The organism is Nocardia brevicatena NBRC 12119 (assembly GCF_000308495.1).
In the GTDB taxonomy this organism is placed as follows: domain Bacteria; phylum Actinomycetota; class Actinomycetes; order Mycobacteriales; family Mycobacteriaceae; genus Nocardia; species Nocardia brevicatena.
Window position 1 is genome coordinate 34,889 of the sequence record NZ_BAFU01000033.1, and the last position, 19,530, is coordinate 54,418.

Consider the following 19,530-nt stretch of genomic DNA (forward strand, 5'->3'; position numbering starts at 1 on the left):
GTAGATCTCAGGACGCGGCTCGGCCGGCCCTGCCCGATCCCTGGAAAGGGCTGCGCGGTGTCATGGCGGGCGCGCTGGTGCTCGAGGCCATCACGGTGCTGCTGGCGTTGCCGGTGGTCGCCGACCTCGGCGGTGGACTGAGTTGGCTATCCGCCGGCTATCTGGTGTTGGTGGCGTTGGTGATGATGGCGGGTGCCGGTTTGCAGCGCCGCTCGTGGGCCATTCCGTTCAACCTCGGTGTGCAGGTGCCGGTGCTGCTCGGCGGGTTCTTCCACCTGTCCATCGTGGTGATCGGTGTGGTGTTCATCGGGGTATGGGCCTTCATCCTGCTGCTGCGGGCGGATGTGCGGCGGCGCATGGACCAGGGGATACTGCCCGCCCAGCGGATGCGGGACCGCTCGTAGACACGTGGTGCGCCACCGCGCCGCGGCCTCCGGGCGCCTTGCGCGGGGCGCACTCCGCCACGGCCGGGGCCCGCCCGGGTCTGGACCGCCCGGAGCGAATTCGCGTCAGCGGATTCGCGTTGGAAGGGAAGACCCGGGGTCACGAGGGCTCCGACAGCGCCACTTTGGTGGCGCAATCCAACACAGCCTCCGGGCGCCGACCGCTCATGCCGCGCCCGATAAGCTTGCGGCGTGACAGAGCAGACATTGATGCTGATCAAACCCGACGGTGTCGAGCGTGGCCTGGTCGGCGAGGTGCTGAGCCGGGTCGAGCGCAAGGGCCTGAGGATCACCGCCCTGGAGTTGAAGCAGGTCACCGCGGAGCTGGCGGGTGAGCACTACGCCGAGCATGTCGACAAGCCGTTCTACGGTTCGCTGATCGAATTCATCACATCCGGCCCGGTGGTGGCCGCCGTTCTGGAGGGTCCGCGCGCCATCGCCGCGTTCCGGCAGCTGGCCGGTGGCACCGATCCGGTGGAGAAGGCGGTACCGGGCAGTATTCGCGGCGACTTGGCCTTGGAGACCCAGTCGAACCTGGTGCACGGCTCGGACTCCCCGGATTCGGCCAAACGGGAGATCGCGCTCTGGTTCCCCGAGTTTCCGCTCTGACCCGGCCGTATCCGTCGGCGCACGGGTGGGCGCCCCGCGTGGTTTCACGTGCCACCGCCTCCGGGCGCCGATCGCCCGTGCTGTGTCTTTCGACGCACGGTGGGCGCCCCGCGTGGTTACGCCGCGCTACCGCCTCCGGGTGACGACCGCCCATATGGTGTGGGGTTGCGGCTTTCGGTTCGCGCGGCCACGCGCTGGTGGACGGCCCTCGGACGGGTGCTCCACAGCGCCGATGGCGAACATCGGGCGCACTGTGTGGGATACTGGCACATGATTGCGATCGGTAACGGTCGCGATCGGATGACACCCCGTGGGGCGATGCCGCCATCGCTGCCGCGGACCGACAGCCGGATCGCTGGGCCGTCGTCCGCCTCGGCGCGCTGGATGAGCGCGCGTCTCGTGGAGTTCAGCCATATGCCAGGCGCCGCGTGCCCAGTTGGCCCGACCGAGGATCGACAGAGATAACCGGGCACGCGGGGCGAGACCATTGTTCTCGCGCAACCGCGCGAGGCGGACGGAACAGCGCCCCCGCGACGGCCGCGTCACTCACCGAGGGACGCGCCCGGGGGCCCGAGGAGACTTCGTGGCCGATCAAGAGCCGCTGGACACAACATCACAGGATGCCGATCAATTGCCGGAGCGAATCCGAGTTCATGCACTGGCCAAACGGCTGGGGGTGACGAGCAAACGGATCCTCGCCAAACTCAGCGAGTTGGGGGCCGAAGCCCGCAGTCCTCAGTCGAATGTGGACCGGTCGGTCGCCGAGACCGTCCGCGATTCGCTACGAACTCCGAATTTGATATCCCCGCCACCCGAGGCCGGCGAGTCGCCGGCGGCCACCGCGACGCCCGCGGGGGCGGAACCGGATGAGCGGTCCCGGGCCGCGGCGCCGGAACCCGGCGGAGGATCCGGGCGGGTACCGGAGAGCGCGACCGACGCGGAGACCCGCGGCTCGGCCGCGGATGGCGAGGTCGCGCCCGCCGAAGACGAATCCGCCGGTGCCTCCACGGAGGTTCGGGTCGGAGTCGGGTACGAGCCCCGGCCCGGTGGCGAGTCGACATCCGCCGCGGCCTCCGAAACCGGGGCCGCCGAGGCGGCATCGCGGGCCATGGCGCACAGCACGCCCACCTTCACCGCTCTGTTCACCGCTCCGGCCGGTTTGTTCGCCGGCCCGGTGCCGGACGAGCCGACGGTCACCGAGCCGATCGTCTTCGAAACGGCCGTCGCCGCCCCGCTGTTCCTGCCCCCCGATGCCGCGGTCGCCGAAGAACTGCGCCGCCGCCGGCGCGCCGAGCGGGCCGTGGACCGGCCCGACGAGTCGGCCACCGACACGGACACCGAAGATGAAACCGACTCCGAGGGCGGGGGCGACGAGCAGACCGGTGGCGAGGAGCAGCCGCGCCGCCGCCGCCGGGGCCGGCGCGGGCGGGGGCGGGGTCGTGGCGAACAGCACGCCGACGCCGAGACCGGTATCGATCAGGAGGACGTGGTCACCGAGTCGGGTGAACGCGATGCGGACACCGACACCTCCGGTGAGCAGCCGGCCGAAACCACCGATACCGAATCCGCGGAACAGGACGAGTCCGGCGATACCGAGTTCGGTGCGGATGCCGAGCAGAGCGAAGGCACCCCGAGCCGCCGGCGTCGCCGCCGCCGGCGCCGCAAGGCGGGCGAATCCGGTGAGACCGAACCCGCCGACGACGATCCGCCCAATACCGTCGTGCACGAGCGCGAACCGCGGAACAAGAGCCGCGGCCGCGTGGTCGTCGACGAAGTCCAGGGCATCTCGGGTTCCACCCGGTTGGAGGCCAAGCGTCAGCGTCGCCGCGACGGGCGCGAGGCGGGCCGGCGGCGGCCGCCGATCCTCACCGAATCGGAGTTCCTGGCCCGGCGCGAGTCGGTGGACCGCGTGATGGTGGTTCGGGAGAAAGCGTTCCCCGGGCATCCCACCGCTACCCAGGTCGCCGTGCTCGAGGACAACATCCTGGTGGAGCACTTCGTCACCAGCACCGGGTCGGCCTCGATGGTGGGCAATGTCTACCTCGGTAAGGTGCAGAACGTACTGCCCAGTATGGAGGCGGCGTTCGTCGATATCGGCCGTGGTCGCAACGGCGTGCTCTACGCCGGTGAGGTCGACTGGGAAGCCGCCGGGCTCGGCGGTAAGGAACGCAAGATCGAACAGGCGCTCAAACCCGGTGACCAGGTGCTGGTCCAGGTGAGCAAGGACCCGGTCGGACACAAGGGCGCCCGGCTCACCACCCAGATCAGCCTGGCCGGCCGCTTCCTGGTGTACGTACCGGGTGGCACCTCCACCGGTATCAGCCGCAAACTGCCCGATACCGAGCGCAAACGACTCAAGGAGATCCTGCGCGAGATCGTGCCCGACGACGCCGGGGTGATCATCCGCACCGCGGCCGAGGGGGTCAGCGAAACCGAGCTGATCCGCGATGTCGAGCGGTTGCAGACCACTTGGCGCAAGATCAAGGAGGCCTCCGAGAAGGATTCCGGCGCGCCGAAGACCCTCTACGAAGAGCCCGACCTGCTGGTCAAGGTCGTCCGCGACCTGTTCAACGAGGACTTCTCCGAACTCGTCATCGAGGGCGAACGCTCCTGGAGCACGGTGCAGAGCTATATCGGCACCGTCGCCCCGGATCTGTTGGATCGGGTGAGCCGGCACGAGAACAACGGCGTCGACGTCTTCGAGGCCTACCGGATCGACGAGCAGTTGACCAAGGCACTCGACCGCAAGGTGTGGCTGCCGTCGGGCGGCACCCTGGTCATCGACCGCACCGAGGCGATGACGGTGATCGACGTCAACACCGGCAAGTTCACCGGTTCCGGCGGCGGCAACCTGGAGGAGACCGTCACCCGCAACAACCTGGAGGCCGCCGAGGAGATCGTGCGGCAGATGCGCCTGCGCGATATCGGCGGCATGATCGTCGTCGACTTCATCGACATGGTGCTCGAATCCAACCGTGACCTGGTGCTGCGGCGGCTCACCGAAGCTCTGGGCCGCGACCGCACCCGCCACCAGGTATCCGAGGTGACCTCCCTCGGCCTGGTCCAGATGACCCGCAAGAAGCTGGGCACCGGCCTGGTGGAGGCGTTCTCCACCACCTGCGAGCACTGCCACGGCCGGGGCATCCTGGTGCACAGCTATCCGGTGGAGCCCTCGTCCGCCGAGGACGGCGCCGGTCGGAGCCGGGAACCCGGTTCGCGTCGGCGCCGGGGTCGGGACAAGGCCCCGGCCATCGCGGCGCCCGCCGTGGTCGCCGCCGAATCCGCCGATGAGGACGCCGCCGTCAAGCGGGCGCATCCCGTCGCGCTGGCCATGGCCGCCCACCAGGCGGAGGAAACCACCGAGCCGGTGGGGGCCGCGGAAGCGGTGGAGTCGGAGGCGGTCGTATCGGAAGCGATCGAGGCCGTGCGGGCCGGTGACACGGTGGCCGGGTCCGCACCGGAGAGCACCGCGGGCCGGTCCGTCTACGAACGCGTGGCCGAGGAGGCCATCGCCGCACCGGTGGGCGGCGGGGCGTCCGGCACCGCCGCGTCCAACGGTGTGTCCACCGAGAACGGTCGGCCTGCGCAGGATCGTCCCGAGGGTGAGGAACCGCCGCCACGGCCCCGGCGTCGTCGCCGAGTGGTACGTTCGGCCGCCGCGCCGGGTTCCACCGGAGGCCGTACGGCTGTTGTGGGAGCGGAGCCGGTGGCCGGGGGCGAATCAGGTGACGACTCGGCCGCCGCTGTCCCCGGGTCCGCTCCGCCCGCGACCGGTTCGGCCGCCGCTGTCACCGGTCCGGGTTCGACCACGGCCGGGTTCGCGCCGGTCGGCGACGACGCGGTTCCCGCCGCCGTCGAGGAGATTGCGCCCGCGGCCGAGCCGACCGGTACGGATCCGGCTTCGGCGGTACCGGGGTCGGCTCCACTGGCGACCGGTTCGGCTCCGACCGCGGCCGGTGCGGTGTCCGGCGAAGCCGATGCGACCGTGAGCGGTGTCGACGAGGCTCCGGCCGAGAGCGCTGCGACAACGGGCGAGAGCGGCGAGGAAGCGGCGGAAGCAGCCGCTGTATCGGGCGAGGCCGTCCGGGCGGCGGCGGAGGACACCGTGTCGGCGGAGACCGTTCAGGAATCGGCCGAGGGCGCGGCGGCTTCGGCGGTACCGGGGTCGGCTCCGCTCGCGACCGGTTCGGCTCCGACCGAGACCGGCGTGGTTCCGCCCGAAACCGGTGCGCCGGCCGGCGGCGAGGCGACTTCGCCCGAGGCCGACTCGAGTGGTATCGGCGCAGCGGCCGGGTCCGGGGCCGGGGAACCCGCGATCCGTTCGGCGCGGCGCCGGGCGGCTCGTCCGGCGGCCGCACCGGACGCCGGCGGCGGCACCCCGGTGGTCATGAGCGCGGAGCCTGTCGGCCATGGCACGCCGGTATCGGCCGGTGAGCCGATCTCCGCCGCGGCCGAGCCGGCTTCCGCCGGTGGATCCTCGGGTGATACCGCCGCGGAAGCCGTAACCGCCGTCGAGCCCACCGATGGTCCCGCGGAAGCGGTGGCGCCTTCCGACGTGGCGGCCGCAGGGACGGAACCGGCGGGCTCGGACACCGTGGTTTCGGATGTAGAGGACATGACCGTTCGACCGTCGCGGCGCCGCCGGGTGGCCCGTTCGACCGCCGCGCCGACTCCGGACAGCAGCGGTGCGGTGTTCGTTCTGTCCGCGGGCGAGCATTCGACCGCTCCGACCGTCGACTTCACGGCCGATCCGGAACAGGTCGAACCGTCCGCGCACCGGACGCGCAGAAGGGGCGCCGGCCGGCCCGCGGGCCCACCGGCGGACGAGCAGAGCTGATTCGCTCGGAATCCTGTGTTGAGAAACGAGACCCTCGTCACTCGAGGGTCTCGTTTCTTCATCGGAGTCGCTTCTCGGCGCGTGTCCGTATTCCGGGACCGGGGGGACCGGTTTGGAGGCGTACACCCGCGTCCTGTAATCTTGGTCAGTCGCTGCCCGGCGACAGCGGTGTGCTGTTCCGTGGCCGGTTCCCGATACCGAGAGCCACCAGGCGCTGAGGCGGCGGTGATTACCAGACCAGTCGTACGGCGGTTTCCGGCGCAGCCGGGCTTCCGCCGTGAGCGAGTGCCGAGCAATAGAGGAAGAAGGGCAGCCGACCGATGGCAACGTACGCGATCGTCAAGACCGGCGGAAAGCAGTACAAGGTCGCGGTCGGTGACCTGGTGAAGGTCGAGAAGATCGAGGGTGAGCCGGGCACTTCCGTCGCCCTGGCGCCGGTGCTGGTCGTCGACGGCGCCGAGCTGACCACCGATGCGGACAAGCTGGCGAAGGTATCGGTGTCGGCCGAGGTGGTCGAGCAGACCAAGGGCCCGAAGATCCGGATCCACAAGTTCAAGAACAAGACCGGCTACCACAAGCGCCAGGGTCACCGTCAGCCGCTGACGGTCCTGAAGGTCACCGGCATCAAGTAACGACCCGCAGGGCTTCGCAGCCCGCGCTGAAGGAGTATCAGCAATGGCACATAAGAAGGGTGCGTCCAGCTCCCGGAACGGCCGCGATTCCAATTCCAAGCGGCTCGGCGTGAAGCGCTTCGGCGGGCAGACCGTCAAGGCGGGCGAGATCCTGGTGCGGCAGCGCGGCACCCACTTCCACCCCGGCGTGAACGTCGGCCGCGGCGGCGATGACACGCTGTTCGCGCTGGCCGCGGGCGCTGTCGAATTCGGCAGCAAGCGTGGCCGCAAGACCGTCAACATCGTGGTTCCGGAGCCGGTCGAAGCCTGACCGGCCGACGACTTCACCACAGCCAGCGGGTCAGGGTGCACTACCCTGGCCCGCTTTTCGCGTTCGCGCCCCGATGGATCGGGAGTCTCTCGCCCACAGCGGCGGTCTGCCCGACCCCACACCCAGAGGAGGATGATTCGGCGTATGGCCAAGTTCATCGACCGTGTCGTGCTTCATGTGCGTGCCGGGAAGGGCGGGCACGGGTGCTCCTCGGTGCACCGGGAGAAGTTCAAACCGCTCGGTGGGCCCGACGGCGGCAACGGTGGCCGTGGCGGCGATGTGGTGTTGGAGGTGGACGCCAATGTGCACACCCTGCTCGACTTCCACTTCCATCCGCACGCCAAGGCAGGTAACGGCCGCCCGGGCGAAGGCGGGAACCGGGACGGTAAACAGGGCAACGATCTGCTGCTGAAGGTGCCCGACGGCACCGTCGTTCTCGACTCCGACGGGGCGGTCCTGATGGACCTGGTGGGGGTCGGCAACCGTTTCGTGGTGGCCCATGGCGGTCGCGGCGGGCTCGGCAATGCCGCGCTGGTGTCCAAGGCGCGCAAGGCGCCCGGTTTCGCACTGCTCGGCGAGGAGGGCGAGGAACGCGATGTGGTCCTCGAGCTGAAGTCCGTGGCCGATGTCGGCCTGGTCGGTTTCCCCTCGGCGGGCAAGTCCTCGCTGGTGTCGGTGCTGTCGGCGGCCAAGCCGAAGATCGCCGACTATCCGTTCACCACGCTCGTGCCGCACCTCGGCGTGGTGGTCGCCGGGGACACCACTTTCACCGTCGCCGACGTTCCCGGTCTGATCCCCGGTGCGAGCGAAGGCCGCGGCCTCGGCCTGGACTTCCTGCGGCATCTGGAGCGCTGCGCGGTTCTCGCTCATGTCGTCGACTGCGCGACCCTGGAACCCGGCCGGGACCCCGTCTCCGACGTGGACGCCCTCGAGGCCGAGCTCGCCGCCTACAAACCGGCCCTGAGTGCCGACTCCGAACTGGGTGAGCTCGCAGACCGTCCCCGCGTGGTGATCCTCAACAAAACCGACGTGCCCGACGCCGCGGAATTCGCCGAGCTGGTGCGGCCCGAATTCGCCGCACGCGGCTGGCCGGTTTTCGAGATATCGGCGGTGAGCCGCGCCGGTCTGCGCCCACTGACCTTCGCGCTGGCCGAGATGGTCCGAACCTACCGCGACGAACATCCCAAGGCCGCACCGATTCGGCCGGTCATCCGCCCGGTCGCGGTGGGCGACAGCGGTTTCAGCGTGCTCCCCGACCCCGACGAGCCGGGTGGTTTCATCGTCCGCGGTGCCCGCCCCGAACGGTGGGTGCGGCAGACCCAGTTCGACAACGACGAGGCCGTCGGATACCTGGCCGACCGTCTGGCCCGCCTCGGCGTCGAGGACGAACTGGTGCGTCTGGGCGCCGAACCGGGCGCGTCGGTGACCATCGGGGACGTCACCTTCGACTGGGAACCGCAGATCGCGGCGGGCGTCGATATCGTGCCCACCGGCCGCGGCACCGATATCCGGTTGGAGCAGACCGACCGAGTGAGCGCCGCGGAACGCAAACACGCCTCGAGGGTGCGGCGTGGTCTGATAACCGATGAGGAAGACGGAGAGTAGGCAGGTGAAACGCACCCGCGAAGCAGGGGACCGGCCGTGACCGGGACCCAGGAGCTCAGTGTCGCCCGGCAGGCCGTCGCCGGGGCGCGTCGAGTAGTGGTGAAGATCGGTTCGTCCGCGCTCACCAGCCTGAAAGGCGGCCTGGATCATGCCCGCCTGGACTGGCTCGTCGACGCGGTGGAGGCCCGGATGCGGGCGGGCTCGGATGTGGTGGTGGTGTCCTCCGGTGCGATCGGCGCGGGCCTGGCCCCCCTCGGTCTCAGCCGCCGCCCCCGCGATCTGGCCACCAAACAGGCCGCGGCCAGCGTCGGGCAGCTGGCGCTCGCGCACGCCTGGGGCACCTCGTTCGCCCGCTACGGTCGTACGGTCGGGCAGGTCCTGCTCAGCGCCGACGATTTCGCCCGGCGGGAACACCATCGCAACGCCCAACGCACCCTCGACCGGCTCCGTTCGCTCGGCGCCGTCGCCGTGGTGAACGAGAACGACACCGTCGCCACCGAGGAGATCCGTTTCGGCGACAACGACCGGTTGGCGGCGCTCGTCGCCCACCTCGTCGGCGCCGATGCGCTGATCCTGCTCTCCGATGTGGAGGGCCTCTACGACGGAGACCCCCGTAAGGGTGACGCGAACTTCATCCCCGAGGTCCGTTCCAGCGCCGATCTCGACGGGGTGATCGCCGGCAGCGGCGGTGTCCTCGGTACCGGCGGTATGGCATCCAAGCTGTCCGCCGCGCGGCTGGCCGCCGACGCCGGCGTCCCGGTGCTGCTCGCCGCGGCCTCCGCCGCCGCCACCGCCTTGAGCAGTGGCACCGTGGGTACGGCGTTCGCGGCCCGTTCGGTTCGATTGTCCGCGCGTAAGTTCTGGGTTCGGCACGCGGCCGACAGCCGGGGGGCCGTTCAGATCGATGACGGTGCCGTCGCCGCCGTCGCCAACTGCCGCCGATCCCTGCTCGCGGCGGGTATCACCGGTGTTCGTGGCCGTTTCCACGGTGGGGATGTCGTCGATCTCATCGCCCCGGACGGTCGCCTTGTCGCCCGGGGAGTGGTCGAATACGACGCGGACGAGCTGTCGACCATGCTCGGGCGGTCCACCGCCGAACTCCCGGATACCTTGCAGCGTCCGGTGATCCACGCCGACGACCTGGTCAAGGTGTAGTACCGGCCGATCGGTGAGAGTGGCCCGGATTCGGGTGTGGAGCCGTGCGTCCGGCACATCGAAGGGTCGTGGTGGGAGCGCCGCCGTATGCGCCTTGCGACCGGACGGTGTCGACTGTGTGTCAGCCGGCCGGGGTGATTTCGAGCGCTTCGACGGCGGCGCGGGCGGCGGCGGCAACCAGAGCGTTGTCCGGTTCGGCATCCTGCTCGGATTTGGTGGTGAGCACGGTGATGACGACCGGGGCTCGTCCCGGGGGCCAGGCGATGGCGACGTCGAGCGCGGAACCGTAGGCGGGACTCCCGGTCTTGTTGCCGACGGTCCAGTCGGCGGGCAGGCCGGCACGAATGCGGTTGCCGCCGGTTGTACTGGCAACGAGCCATGAGGTCAGTTGCGCGCGCTCGGGTTCGGCGAGACTGTCGCCGACGACGAGCGTGCGATAGTCGGCGGCCAGCGCCGCGGGTGTGGTGGTGTCGCGCTCGTCGCCGGGAATCGCGGTGTTCAGTTCGGTTTCCCAGCGGTCCAGTCGCGAGATGTTGTCGCCGAGGGTGCGGAGGAACGCGGTGAAGCCCGCGGGACCGCCGAGAAGTTTCAGAATCTGGTTGCCGGCGGTGTTATCGGACACCGTGATGGCGGCATCGCACAGGGCGGCGACCGTCATACCGGTATCGGCGTGCTTCTCGGTCACCGGAGAGTTCTCGACGAGGTCGGTACGCGGATAGTGGATCGTCCGGTCGAAGAACCCCGACGACAGGGGGTGCTCGTGCAGCAGGGCGCCGCAGGCGAGGCCCTTGAATGTGGAGGCCATCGGGAACCGTTCACCGTCACGATAGGCAACGCTGTGGCCGTCGGCGGTGTCGATCGCGAATAGGCCCAGCCGTGCGCCGTGTTCTGCCTCCAGATCGGTGAACGTCCGGTTCGCAACGACCTGAGCGGTAGCATCCGCCGAGTCCGTCGCGACCGTGGTGCCGGTGTGGGAACCGCACGCCGTAGCAGCCGAGAGCGTGGATACCGCCAGTGCGGCGGCGGCGAATCGACGGCGGTCGAAGGGGATGAGCCGAGCGAGTGCGGAGAAATTCACCGCTACAGCACATCATCACCTCGGCGGGCGAGGCCAATACCCAATCTCCCCGCGAACGAGTCGGGATTAGTATCGCCGCAGGTCACGCTAGGCAAATGCACCTGACGGGCACGGCTCGGTCCGGTAAGGCGCAGGGCATGGCGTTCATGACGAGGCGGAGGCCGCGGCCGGTCGGCTCAGGGTTCGGGTGTGAACCGGCTTGGCGCGGGCGGTCCACCGACCCCGGTCGTGGCCGACCTCGACGGGGTGGGCGAAGGCGGTGGTGACATGGTCGGTGGTGATGGTGTCACGGGCCGGACCGGCGGCCACGGTGCGGCCGTCGGCGATGAGCAGCGCGTGGGTCGTGGTGCTCGGCAGCTCCTCCAAATGATGGGTGACCAGGATGGAGGCGACGTCCGGGTGGGTTTCGTCGAGGGTGTCGACGGTTTCCAGAAGCTGTTCGCGCGCGGCGACGTCCAGGCCGGTTGTCGGCTCGTCGAACAGCAGTAGTCGCGGTTCGGAGATGAGCGCCTGTGCGATCAGGCTGCGACCGCGCTCACCCTGGGAGAGGGTGGGCCAGAGGGCATCGGCCTTACCGGACAGGCCGACCGTCGCGATCATGTCGTCGGCGCGGCGGAGTTCGTCCGGAGAGGGGGTCCAGCGCATCGGGGTGTCGATTGTCGCGGTAATGCCGGTGAGCACCACCTCGCGCACGCTCAGCGGTGTCCGCAGCGGGTGGCGCGGATTGACATGGCCGATATCGCGGCGCAGCCGTTGCAGCTCGACGCGGCCCAGCTGTTGGCCGAGCACGCGAACCGTACCGGAGGTGGGGAACGTGACGGCGCCGCAGAAGCCGAGCAGAGTGCTCTTTCCCGCCCCGTTCGGACCGAGCAGCGCCCAGTGTTCCCCGGCGCGCACGGTGAGGGAGATGCCGTGGACGATCTGTTTGCCCTCGCGGCGAAACGTCACATCGGTCAGTTCCAGCACCGGTTCGTTGCTCACGGATATATCTCCTTCGGGGTGTCCGGTGTCCCGAACGCGCGGGGGCGCTCGATACGAGGTCGGATGGGGTCGGGCGCGCCGCTCAGACGAACGCCTCTTTCAGGGCGGACAGGTGGCCGCGGCTGAATTCGGCGGCAGCTGCGGGGTTGCGGCGGGCGATCGCGTCGGCGAGGTCCTTGTGTGCGGCGTGGTCGGCCGCTTCGGAGGGGACGGGACGAATCTCGAGCATGTCGATCATGGCCGGCCGCAGGCGGGGGAGGAACGTATCGAAGAGCTGGGTGAGCACGTCGTTGTGGGCGGCGACGATGACCGCCCGGTGGAAGGCCATATCGGCGTCCACGTGTTCGGCGATCGAGAGACCCGTGACGGCCCGGCCCGCCAGGGCGCGGCGGATGGCACGCAGGTCCGCCGGGGTGCGTCGAACGGCGGCGAGGGCGGCGGCCTCGGCTTCGATGGCGATACGGGCCTCGATCACCGAGACGATGCCGGCGCGGCGCAGCAGCGTGTCCCAGTCGTCGGGGACGTCCAGTGCGGTGACGAACACCCCCGCCCCCTGACGGCTGTCGAGAACGCCTCGGCCGGCCAGTTCCCTGACGGCCTCCCGGAGGGTGGAGCGACCCACACCCAGCTGCGCGGCGAGGGTGGTCTCACCCGGTAGGCGGTGGCCGAGCGGCCATTCGCCGGCGCGGATCCGCGCCAGCAGCAGTTCGGCGGCCTGCGCGGCGAGCGGATGGCGGCGTACCTGTGCCGGGGGCGCGGGGTCGGGGCGGATACCGCGGGAGACCATGTCCGCCTCTCTACTTGTCTGAGGAGTTGGGATTGGTTAGATTCTAGCCACCATGACGCGCACCATGCTTCTCCTCGGCTGCCACGGCGGGGTCTGACCGACCGGCCCCCTGCCGTGGGGCTCTGTCGCGGCCGGTCACCGATCCTGTCACCGACCGAGGGCAGAACATGAGCACACGTACCTTCCCGACCATCGACACCCCCGCCGGCGCCGTTGCGCCGGACGCTCCCACCTGGAACCGGCAGCGGTACTCGCAGATGCCGTCGCATCGCTACCGGAACGTCTACGAGCGAGTGGACGTGCCGGCGCTCGACCGTGAATGGCCCCGAGCGCGGATCACCCGCGCGCCGCTGTGGGTGCCCGTCGACCTGCGCGACGGTAATCAGGCGCTGGCCGAACCCATGGACCCCGAGCGCAAACAGCGCTTCTTCGAACTGCTGGTGGCCATGGGCTACAAGGAGGTCGAGGTCGGGTATCCCTCTGCTTCGCAGACCGATTTCGATTTCGTCCGGTTGCTCGCCGAGACCGATCTCGCTCCCGACGATGTCACGATCGTGGTGTTCACCCCCGCCCGCCGCGACCTGATCGAACGCACCGTCGACGCGGTGCGCGGGATGGGCAACGAGGTCGTGATCCACCTGTACACCGCCACGGCACCCACCTGGCGGGAGGTGGTGCTGGACATGGACCGCGCCCGGCTGCGCGAACTGATCCTGGCCGGCGGTCGCGACGTGCTCGAGTTCGCCGGCGACCTGCCGAATGTGCGGTTCGAGTTCTCACCGGAGGTGTTCAACCTCACCGAACCCGACTATGTCCTGGACATCTGCGACCGGATGACCGAACTGTGGGAGGCCACCCCGCGGCGGCCGGTGATCCTGAACCTGCCCGCCACCGTGGAGGTCGCGACCCCGAACGTGTACGCCGACCAAATCGAATACATGCACCGCAATCTGCGCCGCCGCGACAGCGTGATCCTGTCGGTACACCCGCACAACGACCGCGGTACCGGTATCGCCTGCGCTGAGCTCGCGCTCCTGGCCGGCGCCGAACGGGTCGAGGGCTGCGTGTTCGGCAACGGGGAGCGCACCGGCAATGTCGATATCGCCACGCTCGCGTTGAACCTGCACACGCAGGGGGTGGACCCGATGATCGACTTCTCCGATATCGACGAGATCCGCCGCGTCGTCGAATACTGCACCCGCCTGCCGATCCACGAGCGTCACCCGTATGTCGGTGATCTCGTGCACACGGCGTTCTCCGGTACCCATCAGGACGCGATCAAGAAAGGTATGGCCGAGCACCGCGCCCGCGCCGCGACCACCGGTGTGCCGGAACGCGAACTCGACTGGCGGGTACCGTATCTGCCGATCGACCCGGCCGATATCGGCCGCGGTTACGCGGCCGTCATCCGGGTGAACTCCCAGTCCGGTAAGGGCGGTATCGCCTACCTGCTGCACACCGAGTACGGGTTGGACCTGCCGCGCCGCCTGCAGATCGATTTCGCCGGCAAGGTCCAATCCCATGCCGACGGCACGGGTCTGGAGATCACCGCGGCCGAATTGCGCGAGCTGTTCGACTCGACCTATCTCGATACCCCCGACCACGCACCGGTGGCGCTGAAGGACTGGTACACCACCGGCGATGACACCGAGCTCACCCTCGTCGTCGACGGGGTCACCCGGACCGGCACACACCGGGGCACCGATCCGGTCGCCGCCCTCATCGCGGCATTGGCCGCCGCCGGTTATCCGGTCGAGATCCTGGAATCGACCCAGGAGTCGGTCGATACGGTGGCCGCACGGTACGCCATCGCCTACCTCGAATACCGGCGCGAGGGTGCCGTCGAATGGGCCTGCGGCCAAGGTGGTTCCGCGGTCGCGGCGGCTCTGGACGCGGTGATCCGGGCGGCCAACCGGTCGGCGGCCGCACTCGGCTGAGATGTCGTTTCGGGACGGCCTCCGCTGGGCCGCTGTCCGTGCCGGACGTGGGCGAACCGCGCCACGGCTTCATCGACGGGCATCCACACCGGCTGTACCGGCGCCGGCTTCGACAGACCTGTCGCACCGCCGGTACCTCCCGGAATTGTCCTGTGCTCGACAAGCACTTCGCGGATGGATCGGAGCCTTGTAGTCGGAGTGACACCATCGATACCGCGCCTTCACGCCGTATCCCTGGTACAGCCGATGGCCGTACCGTTGAACGGTGTCACGGTGAACCGGGCCGTCCACGTCTACGAGAACCGGCGTGAGGACGGGGTGTCGTTCCCAACCAGCCCGAGTGCTGGGCGCGGGAGGTGGTGACCGCGGACGGGAAGGCCGCTCCCACAACCTATGTGGCCGCGCTCGATGAGCTGGACCGCCTGACCGACGAGATTTCGACCGTATGCTCGACGCTCTCCCGGCAGACCACCGAGGAGTTGATGGCCGAATCGGATGACGAGGTCCGGCCGGAAGCGTTGATGCGACCGGTCCGCGACCTGCCGTGAGGCGCTGTGTCCTCGCTGTTCATGTTGCCAGGAATGTTTGGATGGCTTCGTCGCTGGTGAGATGGTTGGTGCCGAGGGTGACCTCGATCGTCGGATAGTTTCTGCGCACGGCGTCGGCGATGTCGGAGAGCCGATCGGCGACTACTGTGGGGTCGCGCAGCGACTGTTGCCCCAACCCCTCGAAGCCGGGGAACCCGTCGGTTACCAGGGTTATGTCGGGGTTGTTGATGATGTTGTCGTAGGTTTGGAATTCCACGCTGACGATCTTGGATGTGTCCACGCGGCCCGGGGTGGTGAATACGCGGTCGCTGACCCCTTCGACGAAATTGGCTGCCGAGTGCCCGTCCGCGGCCATCGGATGCACACGGATACGGTTGGCGTCGATACCCAATACCATGCCCGCGGGATGGAACCGCATCGTGCCGTCACGAACATCGGTCCAGCTCGTGATCGTTCCGTACACGCCGGCGATGTCGTTGCCGTCGGTCAGATATACGACGTCTCCGGCGGTACTGTGCGACGCTGTGCGTATATAGCCCTCGCCCGCGGCTGCGGTTCCCTTTCCGCGGAAAGCCTTGGGAAATACTTGTTCGACTTGCCACAGGCGTGCTCCGTTGTAGAAACGATCCGGTGGTGCGGATCCGGATTCCGACAGCGGAGGCGGGGATGGCGGGTCGCCGGCATCGAAATCATGGCAGAACCCTTTGTTGGCGTTGGTTAGCTTTTGGGCTGCATCCTCGGATCGGCGAGCGAAGGGCCTGACGCCGTGTTCGGCATCGGCCCTTGCCATCCGCGTGATTCTGCTGCTCAAATCTTGGGCAGTTTGTAGAGTTGCCCGCACAATCTCATCGGTTCGGGTCAGCACAACAACGCTCTCGGCCTGCCGGTAGCGGCCGGCTCGTCTGATCTCGGCGCCGTCACCGGCGTCCGTGTGGTCGTGCGTTCCGCGATGGTTGGCCTTGCCTGCGATTACGGCCGAGCCGAGCCCTCATTGCCATCAGGGGTGCGGTATCTGTCGGTGCGGAGATTACTGTTGGTGGCGGTATCACTTTTGCTGTGTGGCCTGCCCATGTCGGATGGTGCGGTACGCGGTGGTCGGGAGACGCCGAACAGTTCGGCGAGGTCGGCGACGGTGTACTCGCCGGTGGCGTGCATGCGCCACAGTTCGTTGCGCTGCTCGGCCGAAAAGGCGGCCTTCGGCGCGGGCGAGGGCCATGCCCTCGCGGGTGCGCATCCGTAGCAGGCCGATTTCGAACTCGGCGAAGGTGGCCAGGATGTTCAATAACATCTTGCCCATCAGATCGTGCGGATCATCGACCTGCCCGCCGAACGACAGCTTGATACCTGGGGCGGCCAGGTCGTCATCGATCGCTCGTGCGTCCGGGACCGAGCGGTCGAACCGGTCGAGTTCGGGACGGCGGGGTGTCCCCGGCGCAGACCTCCGCAAGAGCCTGGTCCGGCCCGGAGCGCCGACGGTTGGTGCCGGTCGGGCCGTGGTCGAGATAGATGCGTTGCTCGGCGACACCGAGCTCACGCGACCGGTCACGTTGGGCGGTGAGGTCTTGGGTGTCGGTGGAGCAGCGGACATGGCCGATCAACGCGCCGAGCATGACCGAAAGCGTAACGCGGACAGCATCATTCATCGAAAACCTATCCGTACGGCCTATGCGAGACAGCAACAGCCCTTGTGACGGCCTTGCTGCCACAGTCCCGGCGAAGTGTCCGTCGAGGTTTCGGCTGTTGGACGATGTGATCACGGTTTGACCAGGTCACCGACCATGTAGACATGCCGTGAAGTAGGAGGGTCGGTCGGTATCAAGTCGGGTGGGCGGGGAACAGTGCGCGTAGCTCGAGATCCGGGCGCGTGTCCGGGACGGTTTCGGGTGGGGTGAGGTCGAGGACCCAGCCGTCACGGATCCGGGCGTGCTGGAGACCCTGGCCCGAGTGCAGCAGTCACAACCGTAGCGCCGGGAACTGTTCCGGTTCCGGCCGGCTTCGAAAGGACTGTCGGGACGGCGGTAACTCGCGGAACTATCCTGTGCCACGGAAGAACCACGGTGTGGGCGGATCGGAGTGTTGGTGAGCGAGTACCGGTATTACGAGTTCGTGGCTGTCGACCGGCCACTGGACGATCGGCAGCGGGCGGAGGTGCGGGCGCTGTCATCACGGGCGCGTCTCACCGACACCGCCTTCGTCGACGAGTACGAGGAGGGTGATTTCCCGGGCGACCCCGTACGGATGGTGGAGCGGTATTACGACGCTCATGTGTACCTGACGAATGAGGGGACGCGTCGGTTCGTGCTGCGGTTGCCGAAGCACGTTCTCGCGGTCGACACCGTCGAGGAGTACTGCCTCGACGGACATATGGCGGCCTGGACATCGGGCGGGAACCTCGTTCTCGAGCTGACCAGTGAGGACGAGGAGGACGAGGAGGACCGGGAGCCGCAGGGTTGGCTCCCGGCGATCCTGGGCATCCGGGCCGAGCTCGCCGCCGGTGATCTGCGCCCGCTGTATCTGGCATGGTTGGCGGGCTACGGAACGTGGGAGCGGGACGAATGGGCGTTCGACCGTGCGCACGACGACGAACCCGAACCGTCGGTGCCGCCGGGGTTGAACGAACTCACCACCCCGCAACGGGAATTGGCCGATTTCCTGCGCCTCGACGAGGATCTGTTGCACGTGGCGGCGTCGGCGAGCCCGCCGTTGGCGTCGGCCGCCGATGATCCGCACGCGCTTGTTTCCTGGATCGCCGGCCTGCCGGTCGAGGAGAAGGACCGATTGTTGGTGCGGGTGGCCGGGGACGAGGCGGCGGTGGTGCGGATGGAGCTGTTGCATCGGTTCCGGGGCGGGTCGGTGGACCGGCCCATCGAGGCGAAGGTCCGGACGGTCGCCGATCTGCTCGATGGGGCGGGGCGGTACCGGACGGAGCGGGAACATCGAGAGGTGGGCGACCGCACCGCCGAACCGGAGAAGGTGTGACGGTGGGCCGCGGCCGGGGCGGATACGGCGGCCGAACGGTTGGCCGGTCTACCGGAATGGGAGACCGCCCCGCAGTCGATGCGGGGGGCGGCCGGCGATGAAACGGGAAACACTCGCCCGTGCGGGTAGGGATCTCCACCTCTCAGTACGGAGAGAGGTCAAGGGATGACTCCGGGCTGGTCCGGGGGCCGGGATTCTTCCTCGCCCGGGACCGGGCCGGTGACGCCGGGTTGTCCGGAGGGGTCCGCGATAGGGGGGAGGTCCGGCGGGGCCGGTGGGGGCGGAACAGGCGGTGCCGCCGGTGGCGCGGGCGGGGCCGGTTGGGGCACCGGGGGTGTTTCGGACAGTGGTGGTTGGGCCGGAGGCGCCGTGGGCGGTTCCCCGTCCGCGTCCGGCCGCGATGGAGCCTCGGATGGGCCGGGCTCCTGGAACGGCGGATCGCTCGGAGCCTCACCGGTGTCGGGGCGCGGTTCGTTCTCGGATGCCCGTGGCGGGGGAGTCGTCTCCGCGCGGGGGGAGGTGGTGTCGGGTTCGGTGGACGGCGGAGTCGAGGGCGTGTCGGGGACGGGCCCCGTGCCCGACACGCTCGGATCGGTCGAGCCGTTCGGACCGCCGGCATCGGAAGAGCGCAGCCGGGGTGAGACCGCCGGGTGCGGGCGCGGGGACTCGAGGGGTGCGGGGGCTTCCGGGACGGGTGGTGGTGCGGGAAGCGCCGGGACGCCGGTACCGGCCGCGGTGTAGGCGGGTTTGTACACCATGTTCATGGTGAGCACGGCCTCTTGGCGCAGCGCCTCCTGCGCCATCTGCGCGTCGATGACGTTCGCGGCCTCGAGCAGGCGGGCGATGGTCCCGACCGGGCCGGACGAGCCCGGCGGCACGACGGCCAGTTTGACCGCCTCGGCGGCGGCCGCCACCGCGCCCAGCCGGGCACCGACCTGGGCGAGGACATCGGCGAGTTCGTTCACCGAATCGGCGAAACTGCGGGTGCTCGCGTAGGCTGCGTCGGCGGCCTCGCCCTCCCAGCCCGTGGCGTTCATGACCCGGTCGGCGCTGTCGCGGGTGAGCGGGAACGAGGTGCGCAGGCCGGCGGCGGCCGAGAGCCACGCACCGGAGGCGCGCAGGATCTCCACGGCGTCGATCTGCTGGGTGGCGGTGTAGATATCCGCGTGGCGCATGGATTCGAAATGCTCCATGGCGCTGATGTAGTTCGGGTCGGTGCCGGTCATCGTGGCAGCCTCGCTTCCAGGGCGCGGACGGCCGCGGTATTGGCGGCGTCGGCCTCCTCGTACAGGCCGCCGCTGACCAGGAAGGCTTCCTTCATGCGGTAGGCGGCCTCGATGTAATGGTCGAGCAGGGCGACCGCGTCGCGGGCCTTGTGGCCGAAACCGGCCTGCAGCTGTTGGGCGGAGACCAGCCCGCCGAAGCCGCGGGGTTCGGCGGCCGATTCCAGGTTCTGCCGCAGGAAGATCAGGCGTTCGGCCTGTTGTTCGTAGAAGTCGGCGCAGCGGCGGGCCGCGTCCGGGTCGAATTCGACCGTCCCCGTATGCGCGGCCTGCCGGAACCGGGCGATATCGGCTCGGCTGTTCTCGATGCTCATGACACACACCCCTCCGTCGATCGCCTCAGGGT

General features: G+C 69.1%; 17 protein-coding genes and 1 pseudogene. 10 read left to right on the forward strand and 8 right to left on the reverse strand.

Features of this window, described 5'->3' with window-relative positions:
* The first annotated feature begins 62 nt into the window (after positions 1-62).
* The 7 genes and pseudogenes from ON20_RS06930 to proB all read left to right on the forward strand — a co-directional run bounded on the left by ON20_RS06930 (position 63) and on the right by proB (position 9,591).
* The gene (locus ON20_RS06930; RefSeq protein WP_083864713.1) at positions 63-404 is read left to right on the forward strand and encodes a DUF4233 domain-containing protein; all 342 of its coding nucleotides are present in this window, start codon (positions 63-65) and stop codon (positions 402-404) included.
* A 231-nt stretch (positions 405-635) separates the two neighbouring features.
* Positions 636-1,052 (forward strand): nucleoside-diphosphate kinase, encoded by a 417-nt coding sequence (gene ndk, locus ON20_RS06935; protein ID WP_040834126.1) that lies wholly within the window; start codon positions 636-638, stop codon positions 1,050-1,052.
* A gap of 643 nt (positions 1,053-1,695) precedes the next feature.
* Positions 1,696-4,866 (forward strand): annotated as a pseudogene (locus ON20_RS06940) (translation initiation factor IF-2 N-terminal domain-containing protein); the annotation flags it as partial.
* A 1,343-nt stretch (positions 4,867-6,209) separates the two neighbouring features.
* Positions 6,210-6,521: a 50S ribosomal protein L21 gene (gene rplU / locus ON20_RS06945; protein ID WP_040834127.1), complete on the forward strand. Its 312-nt coding sequence runs from the start codon at positions 6,210-6,212 to the stop codon at positions 6,519-6,521.
* Positions 6,522-6,564: 43 nt separating this feature from the next.
* Positions 6,565-6,831: a 50S ribosomal protein L27 gene (gene rpmA, locus ON20_RS06950; protein ID WP_040834128.1), complete on the forward strand. Its 267-nt coding sequence runs from the start codon at positions 6,565-6,567 to the stop codon at positions 6,829-6,831.
* 144 nt (positions 6,832-6,975) lie between these two features.
* Positions 6,976-8,436, forward strand: coding sequence for a GTPase ObgE (gene obgE, locus ON20_RS06955; RefSeq protein ID WP_040834129.1), 1,461 nt, complete (start codon positions 6,976-6,978; stop codon positions 8,434-8,436).
* A gap of 36 nt (positions 8,437-8,472) precedes the next feature.
* A complete protein-coding gene (proB, locus tag ON20_RS06960; protein ID WP_040834130.1) occupies positions 8,473-9,591 on the forward strand; it encodes a glutamate 5-kinase in 1,119 nt (372 codons plus the stop codon).
* Positions 9,592-9,712: 121 nt separating this feature from the next.
* Here proB and bla read toward each other — a convergent pair whose 3' ends face one another.
* The 3 genes from bla to ON20_RS06975 all read right to left on the reverse strand — a co-directional run bounded on the left by bla (position 9,713) and on the right by ON20_RS06975 (position 12,437).
* Positions 9,713-10,642, reverse strand: coding sequence for a class A beta-lactamase (gene bla / locus ON20_RS06965; RefSeq protein ID WP_051161838.1), 930 nt, complete (start codon positions 10,640-10,642; stop codon positions 9,713-9,715).
* 171 nt (positions 10,643-10,813) lie between these two features.
* Positions 10,814-11,650 (reverse strand): ABC transporter ATP-binding protein, encoded by an 837-nt coding sequence (locus tag ON20_RS06970; RefSeq protein ID WP_040834132.1) that lies wholly within the window; start codon positions 11,648-11,650, stop codon positions 10,814-10,816.
* Between the two features lie 82 nt (positions 11,651-11,732).
* Positions 11,733-12,437, reverse strand: coding sequence for a FadR/GntR family transcriptional regulator (locus ON20_RS06975; RefSeq protein WP_051161829.1), 705 nt, complete (start codon positions 12,435-12,437; stop codon positions 11,733-11,735).
* 257 nt (positions 12,438-12,694) lie between these two features.
* On the opposite strand from ON20_RS06975, the gene ON20_RS06980 reads away from it, so the two are divergent.
* Positions 12,695-14,374, forward strand: a complete 1,680-nt coding sequence (locus tag ON20_RS06980; RefSeq protein WP_218002463.1) for a 2-isopropylmalate synthase — start codon at positions 12,695-12,697, stop codon at positions 14,372-14,374.
* 359 nt (positions 14,375-14,733) lie between these two features.
* On the forward strand, positions 14,734-14,922 hold the full coding sequence (locus tag ON20_RS06985; protein ID WP_218002460.1) for a hypothetical protein: 189 nt from the start codon (positions 14,734-14,736) through the stop codon (positions 14,920-14,922).
* A gap of 19 nt (positions 14,923-14,941) precedes the next feature.
* Here ON20_RS06985 and ON20_RS06990 read toward each other — a convergent pair whose 3' ends face one another.
* From ON20_RS06990 to ON20_RS39810, 3 genes are all read right to left on the reverse strand, one after another.
* Positions 14,942-15,712, reverse strand: a complete 771-nt coding sequence (locus tag ON20_RS06990) for a hypothetical protein (protein WP_040834135.1) — start codon at positions 15,710-15,712, stop codon at positions 14,942-14,944.
* Between the two features lie 255 nt (positions 15,713-15,967).
* Positions 15,968-16,369 carry a recombinase family protein gene (locus ON20_RS06995; protein WP_281032847.1) on the reverse strand — a complete coding sequence of 134 codons (402 nt, stop codon included), beginning with the start codon at positions 16,367-16,369 and terminating at the stop codon, positions 15,968-15,970.
* Entirely contained in the window at positions 16,284-16,565 is a 282-nt protein-coding gene (locus ON20_RS39810) for a recombinase family protein (protein ID WP_306306822.1), read from the reverse strand. Before ON20_RS39810 ends, ON20_RS06995 begins: the two co-directional genes overlap by 86 nt.
* Positions 16,566-17,001: 436 nt before the next feature.
* On the opposite strand from ON20_RS39810, the gene ON20_RS07000 reads away from it, so the two are divergent.
* Positions 17,002-17,901 carry a hypothetical protein gene (locus ON20_RS07000; RefSeq protein WP_051161840.1) on the forward strand — a complete coding sequence of 300 codons (900 nt, stop codon included), beginning with the start codon at positions 17,002-17,004 and terminating at the stop codon, positions 17,899-17,901.
* 158 nt (positions 17,902-18,059) lie between these two features.
* On the opposite strand, the gene ON20_RS07005 is transcribed toward ON20_RS07000, so the two are convergent.
* Together ON20_RS07005 and ON20_RS07010 are read right to left on the reverse strand one after the other, a co-directional pair.
* Positions 18,060-19,127 carry a hypothetical protein gene (locus ON20_RS07005; RefSeq protein ID WP_040834136.1) on the reverse strand — a complete coding sequence of 356 codons (1,068 nt, stop codon included), beginning with the start codon at positions 19,125-19,127 and terminating at the stop codon, positions 18,060-18,062.
* Entirely contained in the window at positions 19,124-19,498 is a 375-nt protein-coding gene (locus ON20_RS07010) for a hypothetical protein (RefSeq protein WP_040834137.1), read from the reverse strand. The genes ON20_RS07005 and ON20_RS07010 overlap by 4 nt, the downstream gene beginning before the upstream one ends.
* Between the last annotated feature and the right edge of the window lie 32 nt (positions 19,499-19,530).

What these genes read in the sequence shown, in the direction of transcription:
- ON20_RS06930 (WP_083864713.1), top strand. Translation starts at nt 63, where the DNA reads ATGGCGGGCGCGCTGGTGCTCGAGGCCATCACGGTGCTGCTGGCGTTG.
- rplU (WP_040834127.1), top strand. Translation starts at nt 6,210, where the DNA reads ATGGCAACGTACGCGATCGTCAAGACCGGCGGAAAGCAGTACAAGGTC.
- rpmA (WP_040834128.1), top strand. Translation starts at nt 6,565, where the DNA reads ATGGCACATAAGAAGGGTGCGTCCAGCTCCCGGAACGGCCGCGATTCC.
- obgE (WP_040834129.1), top strand. Translation starts at nt 6,976, where the DNA reads ATGGCCAAGTTCATCGACCGTGTCGTGCTTCATGTGCGTGCCGGGAAG.
- ON20_RS06975 (WP_051161829.1), bottom strand. Translation starts at nt 12,437, where the DNA reads ATGGTCTCCCGCGGTATCCGCCCCGACCCCGCGCCCCCGGCACAGGTA.
- ON20_RS06980 (WP_218002463.1), top strand. Translation starts at nt 12,695, where the DNA reads ATGCCGTCGCATCGCTACCGGAACGTCTACGAGCGAGTGGACGTGCCG.
- ON20_RS06990 (WP_040834135.1), bottom strand. Translation starts at nt 15,712, where the DNA reads ATGGCAAGGGCCGATGCCGAACACGGCGTCAGGCCCTTCGCTCGCCGA.
- ON20_RS39810 (WP_306306822.1), bottom strand. Translation starts at nt 16,565, where the DNA reads ATGAATGATGCTGTCCGCGTTACGCTTTCGGTCATGCTCGGCGCGTTG.
- ON20_RS07005 (WP_040834136.1), bottom strand. Translation starts at nt 19,127, where the DNA reads ATGACCGGCACCGACCCGAACTACATCAGCGCCATGGAGCATTTCGAA.
- ON20_RS07010 (WP_040834137.1), bottom strand. Translation starts at nt 19,498, where the DNA reads ATGAGCATCGAGAACAGCCGAGCCGATATCGCCCGGTTCCGGCAGGCC.